The 11,902-nt window shown below is 61.1% G+C and carries 8 protein-coding genes, 1 tRNA gene and 1 pseudogene; 8 read left to right on the top strand and 2 right to left on the bottom strand.

Annotation, left to right across the window (positions count from 1 at the left end; genetic code table 11):
- Positions 1 to 669, top strand: a pseudogene (locus QZ638_RS07105) (hypothetical protein); the annotation flags it as partial.
- A gap of 152 nt (positions 670 to 821) precedes the next feature.
- Here QZ638_RS07105 and rpoH read toward each other — a convergent pair.
- A complete protein-coding gene (gene rpoH / locus QZ638_RS07100) occupies positions 822 to 1,745 on the bottom strand; it encodes an RNA polymerase sigma factor RpoH (protein ID WP_295808366.1) in 924 nt (307 codons plus the stop codon).
- Positions 1,746 to 1,942: 197 nt separating this feature from the next.
- On the bottom strand, positions 1,943 to 2,992 hold the full coding sequence (locus QZ638_RS07095; protein WP_295808364.1) for an RluA family pseudouridine synthase: 1,050 nt from the start codon (positions 2,990 to 2,992) through the stop codon (positions 1,943 to 1,945).
- 26 nt (positions 2,993 to 3,018) lie between these two features.
- On the opposite strand from QZ638_RS07095, the gene QZ638_RS07090 reads away from it, so the two are divergent.
- The 7 genes from QZ638_RS07090 to pstA all read left to right on the top strand — a co-directional run bounded on the left by QZ638_RS07090 (position 3,019) and on the right by pstA (position 11,888).
- Positions 3,019 to 3,396 carry a fimbrial protein gene (locus QZ638_RS07090; protein WP_295808363.1) on the top strand — a complete coding sequence of 126 codons (378 nt, stop codon included), beginning with the start codon at positions 3,019 to 3,021 and terminating at the stop codon, positions 3,394 to 3,396.
- Positions 3,396 to 3,791: a VOC family protein gene (locus QZ638_RS07085; RefSeq protein WP_295808361.1), complete on the top strand. Its 396-nt coding sequence runs from the start codon at positions 3,396 to 3,398 to the stop codon at positions 3,789 to 3,791. The genes QZ638_RS07090 and QZ638_RS07085 overlap by 1 nt, the downstream gene beginning before the upstream one ends.
- 60 nt (positions 3,792 to 3,851) lie before the next feature.
- A tRNA-Glu gene (locus QZ638_RS07080) sits at positions 3,852 to 3,927 on the top strand.
- A gap of 256 nt (positions 3,928 to 4,183) precedes the next feature.
- Positions 4,184 to 7,444 carry a response regulator gene (locus QZ638_RS07075; protein WP_295808360.1) on the top strand — a complete coding sequence of 1,087 codons (3,261 nt, stop codon included), beginning with the start codon at positions 4,184 to 4,186 and terminating at the stop codon, positions 7,442 to 7,444.
- Positions 7,445 to 7,961: 517 nt separating this feature from the next.
- A complete protein-coding gene (locus tag QZ638_RS07070) occupies positions 7,962 to 8,999 on the top strand; it encodes a substrate-binding domain-containing protein (protein ID WP_295808357.1) in 1,038 nt (345 codons plus the stop codon).
- Between the two features lie 103 nt (positions 9,000 to 9,102).
- Entirely contained in the window at positions 9,103 to 10,575 is a 1,473-nt protein-coding gene (gene pstC, locus QZ638_RS07065; protein WP_295808355.1) for a phosphate ABC transporter permease subunit PstC, read from the top strand.
- Positions 10,572 to 11,888 (top strand): phosphate ABC transporter permease PstA, encoded by a 1,317-nt coding sequence (pstA, locus tag QZ638_RS07060; RefSeq protein WP_295808354.1) that lies wholly within the window; start codon positions 10,572 to 10,574, stop codon positions 11,886 to 11,888. The genes pstC and pstA overlap by 4 nt, the downstream gene beginning before the upstream one ends.
- Positions 11,889 to 11,902 lie beyond the last annotated feature (14 nt).

The raw sequence follows: 11,902 nt of genomic DNA, 5'->3' as shown, positions 1-11,902 counted from the left end.
GAGGGAACCTCGGTCGCGCAGGCGACGGCCCAGGGTGAAGACGCTGCGGCATCGCAGCAGCCCGCTCCCGCTCAGAATGGCGCGGCCGACAATGCCGGTGCGAGCGAGGCCCTGCCCGTGGGACAGAAGGCGATCTATTACGAAGAGCGCACCAGTGTTTCGCAGGGATCTGCGGATCTGGGGGCGGTGGTCTGGTCGGTCGTGCAGGAATCGCCGGGCAACGACCTCCCGCCGGAACCGGCCATCCGTGCCGAGGCGACGATTCCCGAGAAAAACCTGCAGCTCAAAATGACCGTCAGGCGCAATGCCGATGAATCGCTGCCGGCCAGCCATATCCTCGAGATCATCTTCCTGACTCCCGACAATTTCGACGGTGGCGGCATCGACAATGTGCTGCGGGTTTCGCTGAAACGATCCGAGCAGGATACGGGCAATCCGCTTCTTGGCATTCCAGCCAAGATCGCCGATGGCTTCTTCCTCGTGGCGCTCAGTGACAGCACCGCCGATACAGAGACCAACATGCTCCTGCTGCGTCGCCAGCGCTGGATTGACATTCCGGTGGTCTACAAATCCGGTCGCCGTGCGTTGATCACCATCGAAAAGGGTATTCCCGGCGAGAAGGTCTTCATCGACGTTCTGAACGCCTGGCAGAACGCCTCGAGCGGCTGACGGGATTGCCAGTGTCCGGCGTTCGACGTCTTCAGCCGTGCGCCATTGGTCGGATGCTTTCGCCTGACGACTGGGTTTGACATGTCACCCAACAAAAAAGCCGGCGGAAAACCGCCGGCTTTCTGTATTCATACAATGCGTTCGTTTTCGGCTCAGGCGCCGGCCTGGCGGTGGGCTTCGGCGGCCTGCGCCTTGGCGGCCATCGCCTGCTGGCGCGCCGAGTTCTGCACGGCTTCCTGCACCTTCTCGAAGGCGCGCACCTCAATCTGACGCACGCGTTCGCGGCTGATGTCGAACTCGCCGGAAAGCTCTTCCAGGGTCAGCGGGTCCTCGGAAAGACGGCGTGCCTGGAAAATACGCTTCTCGCGGTCGTTCAGAACGGACATCGCATCGCCGAGCATCTGGCGGCGCGTTTCCAGTTCGTCCTGCTCGACGAGCATGTCTTCCTGGCTCTCGCCATCGTCGACCAGCCAATCCTGCCATTCGCCCGATTCGCCTTCCGTCGCCCGGATGGGCGCGTTGAGCGAAGCGTCGCCGGAAAGGCGGCGGTTCATCGACACCACCTCTTCCGCGCTGACATTGAGCCGCGTCGCGATCTCGGAAACCTGTTCGGGATTGAGGTCGCCGTCGTCGAGAGCCTGAATCTTGCTTTTCACCTTGCGCAGATTGAAGAACAGGCGCTTCTGGTTCGCCGTGGTTCCCATCTTCACGAGGCTCCACGAGCGCAGGATATATTCCTGGATCGAGGCCTTGATCCACCACATTGCATAGGTGGCGAGACGGAAGCCGCGCTCCGGTTCGAACTTCTTCACGGCCTGCATCAGGCCGACATTGCCTTCCGAGATGACCTCGCCGATAGGCAGGCCGTAACCGCGATAACCCATGGCGATCTTGGCCACGAGCCGCAGATGGCTTGTCACGAGCTTATGGGCCGCCTGGGTGTCGTCATGCTCCGAATAGCGCTTGGCGAGCATGTACTCTTCCTCGGGCTGAAGCATGGGGAAGCGGCGAATCTCCTCCAGATAGCGGGTCAGCCCGCCTTCGCCCGAAGCGATGCTGGGTAATGTTTGGGCCATTTAAGCACCCTCCTTTGCCGGATATGCCCTCATGCGGGGCGCCTTGGGAAAATGGCGCTTGCTGTTATGAGAGATAGTGCGACCATCTTTGATGCAACGCACCATATCCTATATAGGAACGATTTCCGACGGTTAAAGTTTCAATCTACTGTCAACATTACGTCACCATCCGGTGCGCAATATTATTGTACCGATGATTACAAAATATCCAGTGCCTTTGTCAATGCCACCATGTCGGAGGGAGGCTCGGCCTCGAAACGCATGAGTTCGCCGCTCTCCGGGTGGCGGAACGCCAAAAGGCGTGCATGTAGAGCTTGGCGCGGAAAAGCGGCGACTGTGGGGCGGATTTGGTCGGGCAGGCGGTTGACCTTGGTGCGGAAGGCGCGGGCGTAATCCCGGTCGCCGATCAGCGGGTGTCCGATATGGGCCATATGAACGCGAATCTGATGTGTTCGCCCGGTTTCCAGCCTGCATTCCACCCTTGCCGCCAGCGCGCTTCCGTTGCCGTCGAATCCGAAGCGCGCCTGCACCTGATAGCGTGTGACGGCATGGCGTGCGTCGCTGCGGCCCGCCGGCACCACGGCGCGCAGCGTCCTGCTTTGCGCATGGCGTCCCAGCGGCGCGTCGATCGTGCCCGACATGCGTTCCGGAGCGCCCCACACCAGCGCAGTATAGGCGCGTTCCAGATCGCCGCTGCGGCCATGATCGGCGAATGCCTCCGACAATATGCGGTGGGCCCTGTCGGATTTGGCGATCACCATAACGCCGCTCGTGTCGCGGTCGAGACGATGGACGATGCCCGGCCGGCGTACGCCGCCAATGCCGGAAAGCGAGGCGCCGCAATGGTGCAACAGGGCGTTTACCAGGGTGCCGGACCAATTGCCGGGGGCGGGGTGGACGACCAGTCCCGCCGGCTTGTTGATCACGATCAGTGCATCGTCTTCGTACAGAATCTCGAGCGGTATCGCCTCCGGCTCGGGCGCGGCCGGTTCCGCTTCGGGAACCGTCAGCGCGTAGGTTTCGCCTTCCGCCACTTTCTGCTTCGTGCCGGTGATCGGCTTTTCGTCCAGCGTCACGGCGCCGGCGCGGATGAGCGCCTGTACACGGCTGCGTGAGACCGCCACGCCCAATCGTCCGGAAAGCCACCGGTCCAGCCTTTCTCCGGCTTCTTCGGGACCGACGCTAAACGTTTTGCGTGCGTCGGCGTCTTCCCATTCGTTGTGCTCTTCGGTATCAGGATCGCCCATTGGAATTGCTTTCGAAACGGTGAGACATGGCCAGGCCAGAAGAACAGGAAGACATGGAGCAGGAAGCGCTCGATCCGGCGGCCGAGCGCGTGCGCCGCAAGATGGTCCGCTTCATGGGCATCAATCTGGCCATCCTTTTCGCAGCGGTTATGGCTGTCGTGCTCGCCTTTGTCTACAAGACGCTGAACGAGCGGCCGGAAGAGCCGGCTGCAGCCGTCGCCTTGCCGGGCGAAACGGTAGAAGAATCGATCGCCTTGCCGGAAGGGGCGCGTGTGGTGTCGCATTCGCTGAATGGCACACGCGTCTCGCTGCATCTGCGCCTGCCGGATGGCCGCGAGGAACTGCGCCTCTACGATCTTGCGAGTGGCAAAATGGGCGCGCGGTTTGAACTTCGGCCTCGGTGATGGCCAGCCGTCGCATCGCACTCACCACGCTTGTCGTTCGCGACTATGACGAGGCGATTGCCTGGTATCGGGAAAAGCTGGGCTTTCAGGTACTGGAGGACACGGTTCTTACCGAGATGAAGCGTTGGGTCGTGATGGCGCCCGAAGCCGGCGCTCCCGGCGCGTTGCTGCTGGCCAGGGCTGCCGATGCCGCGCAATCGGCGCGTGTTGGCAACCAGGCTGGCGGGCGCGTGTTCCTGTTTCTGCATACGGATGATTTCTGGCGCGACTATCGCGCGATGCGGGCGTCAAACGTAATGTTTCGCGAGGAACCGCGTGTGGAAACCTACGGCACCGTGGCCGTCTTCGCCGATCTCTACGGCAATCTCTGGGATCTTTTGCAGCCAAATTTATAGAGACCGCAAAAGCGCTGTTGCATTTGCCGGCGAAGGCGACTATATCGCCGCAATCGCTGCGCTCCCATCGTCTAGCGGTCTAGGACGCCGCCCTCTCACGGCGGAAACAGGGGTTCGAGTCCCCTTGGGAGTGCCATTTCTCCTTACGCGCTTCCTTGGCATTCTTTGGTGGTCCGTCCGCTATTCCAGCGACAGGCAAGCTCCGTTTGCGAAGATGCTTCCGCGATCCCTTCTTATGCTTTGCAAATCGTTAAGCCTTGATCATCACACTGGCACCGATGCGTTGAAGTCGCGGGAAGGCTCGTAGTGTGCCTTGCAAGGGAGCGTAAAATTTGGGTACCGGCTGGGGCTCAGACGTTGAACAGCGGTTTCGCGGGAACGAACTGGTCGACTTGTTGCGTTCCGCGTCCGGCTGGGTGTGGGAAACCGACGCCGAACACCGGCTTACCTGGATCTCCGAGGAATTCAGAAACGTCACGGGCCTGGATCCGCAGCGGTTCATAGGCCGATCGCGCATCACGCTGGTTCGCAATGCGTTTCATCCGGTCGGCGACGTGCAGGCGCATGAGGCACTCTTGGCCGCGCGCGCGCCGTTTCAGCAGTTTATCTACGATCTCGAAGGCGGACCCGAGGAATGCCGCTGGGTTTCCGTTTCGGGGTTCCCGGTTTTCGGAGATCGGAACCGGTTTCTGGGGTATCGCGGCGTCGCTCAGAACGTCACCCCCATGATGGAGCATCTGCGCCATGACGGACAGGGCGACACGGATGACGCCTTTCACCCCGACCGTTTTTCCGGCAGTGACGGCCACCTCGCAAGGTTGATGGCGGCGCTCGACGTCACTCGCGACGCATTCTGCTACTACGATACGGACGATCGGCTGGTGCTGAGCAACCAGGCGATGATCGATATGTATACGGGGCTGGAAGACGTTATTCGACCCGGCGTTTCGTTCGAGGATTTGCTGCGCGCGGGAAATGAGCGCGACATCTGGTTCCGGGATGGGCTCGAGCCGGAAGACTGGCTTCAACAGGTGCTGGAACTGCGCCGAAACGAAGACACTTTCGAAAGCGTGATCCGCTTCAATGACGGGCGCTCGATCATGCACCGCGAAAAACGGATTGCCGATGGCGGGACGATCGGCATCTGCACGGACATCACCAAGCTCAAGCGCCATGAGGACGAGCTGGCAGCGGCGCTCGAGACCGCCAAGCTTGCCGAGGCCATTCTGGATGAACTGCCCAATCCGGTTTTTGCCAAGGACCAGGATCTCCGCTTCGTGCTCGTCAATCGTGCCTTCAAGCGCACGCTCGGCGTGGACGCCGATAATATTCTCGGCCGCCGTGCCGCCGACTACACGTCGCCGGAATTGGCCCGGAGTTTCGAGGCCAGCGAACGGCAGGTGCTCGATACCCATGAGGATTTCGAGGTTGAGGAGGATTTCGAGCAGCCGGGCATCGGCAAATACCGGATCGTGCGCAAGCATCGCGTGGAGACCGAGAGCGGGACACCTTACGTGGTCGGCGCCTTGTTCGACATCTCCGATATCCGCAAGCGCGAAAACGATGCTGAAGATGCGCGCCGGCAGCTCGCCGAAGTTCTGGAATCGCTTCCCGCCGGCGTCGTCATCTACGATCGCGACGATCAGTATGTGCTGGCCAATCGGAAACTGCACGAGGCGCTGCCGGCCATGGTGCCGGCCATGCAGCCCGGCAAGTCCCTGCGCGATGCGGTCGAACTGGCGCACGATGCCGGTTATTTCCGGCAGAGCGGCGACCCGGATCTGGACGCGCTCTACGACACGGACCCCGAAGCTTGGATCGAAGGCTATCTGCGGTCCTATCATGTGCGCCATCGAATATTCGAGCGCAGCCATGCCAATGGGCGCTGGTTCAAGGCGATCGACACGCGTACGGAAGACGGCACTTTCGTGGGAGTGCGCGTCGACATCACCGAACTCAAGCAGCGCGAGGAAGAATTGCACGCCGCGCGCGAGGAGGCGATTCTCGCCGACCGGGCAAAGTCGGAGTTCCTGGCCAATATGAGCCATGAGATTCGCACGCCGATGAACGGGGTGCTCGGCATGACCGAGTTGCTGGCCAAGACCGAGTTGACGGCCAAGCAGAAAACCTTCGCGGATATCATCCTGAAGTCGGGCAACGCCCTTCTTACCATCATCAACGATATCCTGGACTTCTCCAAGATCGACGCAGGACATATCGTTCTTGAAGCCGAGACCTTCTACCTCGGCGAGGCGGTGGGCGATGTGGTCACACTCATGTCCTCACGCGCGAAGGAGAAGGATCTCGAACTGATTGTCCGCGTGGATCCCGGAATCACGCGGGCCGTTGTCGGCGATGTCGGCCGGGTGCGGCAGATTCTGACGAATCTCGTGGGAAATGGTGTCAAGTTCACCGAAAAAGGGCATGTTCTGGTCAATGTCAGCGGCAGCAATACGCCGGACGGCGCGCTCGCACTCCAGTTCAGCGTCACCGATACCGGCATCGGTATTCCGCAGGAAAAACGGCATCTGATCTTCGACAAATTCAGCCAGGTCGACGCGTCGTCGACACGTCGCCACGAGGGAACGGGCCTCGGCCTTGCGATCACGTCGCGTCTGGTCGATCTGATGGGGGGCGAGATCGGCGTCGAGAGCGTCGAGGGACGCGGCTCGACCTTCTGGTTCACGCTGACATTGCCCAAGGCCGCCGGCGCCGCGCCCCAGCCGCTTGCGCCGAGGGAAGTCTCGAACGCTCGGGTTCTCGTCGTTGACGACAATGCCGTCAATCGGATGATTCTTGGAGAGCAGATGGCGCATTGGGGGTTCGATGCCTGTGTTGCACGCGATGCGCGGGAAGGGCTGGATGTGCTGCGCGTCGCGGCGGAGCTGGGCCTGCGCGTCGATTGTGTGGTGGTCGACTATCAGATGCCGGGCATGAATGGGCTGGACATGGTGGAAGCGATGCGGGCCGAGGCTCCGATCGCCCATATTCCGGTGGTGTTGCTCACATCGGTCGACCAGTCGCTTTCCGGCTTCGGCGCGCGCGAATTGTCGATCGCGTCCCACTTGATCAAGCCCGCGCGTTCTTCGGCGCTTCTGGAAGCGGTCATCGGCGCCATACAGAAGGCTGAGGTGCCGGCCGCCGACGCCCAGGACGGCACGGTGGCGCATCGCGATCCCGCACACACCGGCGAAGAGCCGGGCGATGTAGCCGAGGAAGATCTGATTGCGTCTGAGCCCGAGGCGCAGGCCTCCGCGGGCATCGATGTACTCGTCGCGGAAGACAATGAGGTGAATCAACTCGTTTTCCGCCAGATTCTGAGCGAGGCGGATCTGCGTTTCGAAATCGTCGAGAATGGCAGGCTCGCCGTGACCGCGCGGCAGCGCTGCAACCCTGGCGTGATCCTCATGGATGTCTCGATGCCGGGGATGAGCGGTGTGGAAGCGACGCGGGAAATTCGCCGGCTTGAGCAAGGTTCTTCTGCGCGGGTGCCGATTATCGGGGTAACCGCGCATGCTCTGAAAGGGGACAGGGAGCTTTGTCTGGAGGCGGGGATGGACGATTATCTTTCCAAGCCGATCAGTCCGCGGGCGCTTTTGGAAAAGATCAACTCCTGGGTGAAATTTTCACCTGCATTGTCGTCCGCAAAATGATCCCGGTGCCATTATTAAGAACCTGAAGAAAATCGATTTTCCCGTTCATATTCAACATTCTCATCCACTGGCGTGATCGCACCATTTAGAGAAAACAAGGCTCTCACTAAAGTTGAGATAATTGGTCGACATCGGCCGATTTTTTCCGGGCGGGTGGAGATCTCGCGGGCCATGGGTGATCCAAACGAGCCCCAACAGGATTCATCCGGGTTTTAGACCCAGCCAAGTGTGATTTGCCATTTTATATGGCGTTCCCCCGCCCGGCTTTTCGCGACGGTCTCCGCTGTTCCACCATATTGTGGTCGACATGCATTTCGTCATCCGTATGGGTATGACGGCCAATATAACGGTCGATCGAAGGCGCGCGGATTGGCATTGCTCTGCCGAAAATGTCTGGAGTTTTCGTTCGTAATCGGGCTGACACGTAACTGTCATGGAACTGTTACACAGAGTTGTTATTCCGCTCCCCGACGCCGAGAGGGCGTCTGACCGAATTCCGAACAGGGAGCTGTCTCCAATGAACAAATTCCTTCTTTCCGCTTCGGCGGCCACGATCGCCCTTGCCGGTGCGGTCGGTGCGGCTGCGGCCCGCGATCAGCTTCAGATCGCCGGTTCGTCGACCGTTCTCCCCTATGCCAAGATCGTCGCCGAGAACTTTGGCGAAACCTTCCCGAACTTCAAGACTCCGGTCGTCGAGTCCGGTGGTTCGTCCGCGGGCCTTAAAGAGTTCTGCAAGGGCGTCGGCGAAGCCACGATCGACATTGCAAACGCTTCGCGCAAGATCCGCGAAAAGGAAGTTGCCGCCTGCGCCGAAGCCGGCGTAACGGAAATTCAGGAAGTCCAGTTCGGTTACGACGGCATCGTCTTCGCTACGGATATCCAGGGTCCGGATTGGGCGCTCGAGCCGGTCGACGTTTACAAGGCACTCGCCGCCAAGGTCGCTGTCGACGGCGAGCTCGTCGACAATCCCTACAAGAAATGGAACGAGGTGAACCCGGACCTGCCGGACTGGGACATCGTCGCCTACATCCCGGGTGAAAAGCACGGCACCCGCGAAGTGTTCGAAGAAAAGGTTCTTGCCGCCGGTTGTGAAGTCGCCGAGGGCCTGAAGGCGGCCGAGGCTGCCGGTCTCGACGAAGATGCTGCCGAAAGCGCCTGCATTGCGGTCCGCAAGGACGGTGGCGCGGTTGACATCGACGGCGACTATACCGAGACGCTCGCCCGCATCGATGCCAACAAGACCGGCGTCGGCGTGTTCGGCCTCTCCTTCTACGAAAACAATGCCGACAAGCTGAAGGTTGCCACGATCAACGAGATCACGCCTACGGTCGAGACGATCTCCGCTGGCGAATACCCTGTATCGCGTCCGCTTCAGTTCTATGTGAAGAAGGCGCATATCGGTGTCGTTCCGGGCCTCAAGGAATATGTCGAGTTCTTCCTCGACGATCAGATGGTCGGCCCGGAGAGCCCGCTCGCCGACTATGGTCTGGTACCGGCTCCGGATGCGGAGCGTGACGCTCAGCGCAAGGCTTTTGAAGCCGGCGAGACCATGTAATCCGGTTTTCGCATGACGATGCAGGCGACAGAAGTCGCCTGCATTCGCTCTTGGTGGAAATGTTCTGAACTGAACGGCCGGCCTATGCCGGAGAGGGGGCTTCGTGGCCTGGGGACTTCTCCTTACCATCATCGTGTTCATCGGCGTCGTCGGTTACGTGCTTGGCAATGCGCGTGCCAGAAAGCAGAGCGCCGCTGCGACCGAGAAGCCGCATTCGCGGGCACATTATCACGGCTGGTGGGTGTTCCTGCTTGCGGTTTTGCCGGCACTGCTTTTCCTGGTGGCCTGGTCGGCTGGCAGCTATGCCTATGTGGATCGCGCCATCAGCGAACGCATGCCCACGCAGGCGGAAGACAGCGCCATTGCGAGCCGCTCACTGGCGTTGGGCATGGTGCGCAATCTCGCCGAGGGGCTGCGCCGGATCGAAGGCGATCCCGCCTTTGCTGAGCTTCCGACACGCTTCGAGGATCTGCGCCCGATTCTTGCGGAACGTGGCGTGGCCCTGGCCTCCGACACACAGGACTACATGATCCCCATCGCGACCGATCTCAACGCCATGCAGGACAATGCAGCGATGATCGGCACGGTGATCGCGATCCTGATGTCGCTGGGAGGCGCCTATCTCGGTTTGAGAAGCGTTCGTCCGCGTGGCCGCGCCAGAAACAATGTCGAGCGCGTTATCACCTGGGGTCTTCTGGCCGCTTCCACCATTGCCATTTTGACGACGGTCGGCATCGTTTTCTCGATGCTCTTCGAAACGATTCACTTTTTCCGCTCGGTGTCGCTGAGCAACTTCTTTTTCGGAACTGTGTGGGATCCACGCTTCGCCGCCGCCGGCGCCGAAGCGCAGGAGGGGCAGTTCGGCCTCATTCCGCTTCTGGCGGGCACGGTCTACATCGCTTTCGTGGCGATGCTGTTTGCCGTTCCGGTCGGTCTTATGGCGGCGATCTACATGGCCGAATATGCGTCCAAGCGGGTCCGTTCGGTGGTCAAGCCGCTGCTTGAGGTTCTGGCCGGCATCCCGACCATCGTCTACGGGTTCTTCGCCTTGGTCACGGTGGGTCCGTTTCTGCGTGATATGAGCGGGGCGATCGCCGGCGGGCCGGGCTTCATCCAGGCGCAGAGCGTTCTGACGGCAGGGCTCGTAATGGGCATCATGCTCATACCGTTCGTCTCCTCGCTCTCCGACGACATCATCACCGCCGTGCCGCGCACCATGCGCGACGGTTCGCTGGGGCTGGGTGCGACGCGATCCGAAACGATCAAACGGGTCATTCTGCCGGCGGCCCTGCCAGGTATTGTCGGCGCCCTGCTTCTCACGGCCTCGCGCGCCATCGGTGAAACCATGATCGTGGTTCTGGCCGCCGGCGTTGCCGCAAATCTCACGCTCAACCCGTTCGAGGCGATGACGACGATCACGGTCAAGATCGTCAACCAGCTCACCGGCGACCTGGAGTTCACGTCCCCGCAAACACTGGTGGCCTTCGCATTGGGCATGACGCTGTTCGTGCTCACCCTCGGCATGAATGTCTTCGCGCTCTACATCGTGCGCAAATACCGGGAGCAATACGAATGAGCGACGCTGTTTACAAAGGGGGCGATGCCCCCCGGGCAACCGCGCGGCGCGACATCGGCATCAAGAAGCGCTATGCAGCGGAGCAGCGCTTCCGGATCTACGGCATCATCGCCATCGCCGTCGGTATCTTCTTCCTGGCCGCGCTTTTGTGGTCGGTCTTCTCCAACGGCTATACCGCTTTCTGGCAGAGCTCGATCAATCTGGACGTGACCTTCGCCGAAAGCGTGATCGACCCGGACAATGAGCGCGCGACCGATCCGAACACGCTTCTGACCGCGAATTATCCGAAGCTTGCGGCCGACGCGCTCGTTGCCAGGCTCGGCATCGATCCGGAGAACCGCAGGCTCGTTCGCGAGGCGGGCGGTTTGATCTCAAACGGCGTACGCACGCAGTTGCGCGATATGGTGGTGGCGGATCCGTCGATCATCGGCACGACGCGGAATGTGTGGGTGCTGGCGAGCGGCGATGTCGATTCGGCCATCAAGGGGCAGGTCAATCTCGAGGTGGATGAAAGCCGCCGCAAGGTGTCTGACCAGCAGCTCGAATGGATCCGCACCATGGAGGCCGATGGCGTTCTGGAGCAACGCTTCAACACCGGTCTCTTCACCCGCGGCGCGTCGAGCCGTCCCGAAACGGCAGGCATGGGCGTCGCCATCGTCGGGTCGCTCTACATGATGCTGATCGTTCTGCTTCTGGCCCTGCCTATCGGCGTGGCCGCCTCGATCTATCTCGAGGAGTTCGCGCCGCAGAACAAGCTGACCGATCTGATCGAGGTCAACATCAACAATCTGGCGGCCGTTCCGTCCATCGTCTTCGGTCTTCTCGGCCTGGCCGTGTTCATCAACTTCATGCACCTGCCGCGTTCCGCCTCGCTGGTGGGCGGTCTGGTGCTGACGCTTATGACGCTGCCGACGATCATCATCGCAACGCGCGCCGCGCTGCGCGCCGTGCCGCCGTCGATCCGCTCGGCCGCACTCGGTCTTGGCGCCTCGCGCACCCAGACGGTGTTCCACCATGTGTTGCCGCTGGCCGCGCCCGGCATTCTGACGGGCACGATTATCGGTCTGGCGCAGGCGCTTGGCGAAACGGCTCCCCTGCTTCTCATCGGCATGGTGGCCTTCGTGGCCGATTACCCGACCACGCCGCTCGATCCCGCCACGGCGCTGCCGGTTCAGATCTACATGTGGGCGAACGAGGCCGAACGCGCGTTTGTCGAACGCACCTCGGGCGCTATCATCGTGCTGTTGCTGTTCCTCGCCGTGATGAACATCACCGCCATTATTCTGCGGCGGCGCGTCGAGCGTCGCTGGTAACGGAGTGGAAGGAC

This window comes from uncultured Nitratireductor sp. (assembly GCF_913053745.1).
Classification (GTDB): Bacteria; Pseudomonadota; Alphaproteobacteria; order Rhizobiales; family Rhizobiaceae; genus Nitratireductor.
The sequence above is the reverse complement of the archived record's forward strand: the minus strand, read 5'-3'. Positions and strand labels throughout refer to the sequence as shown.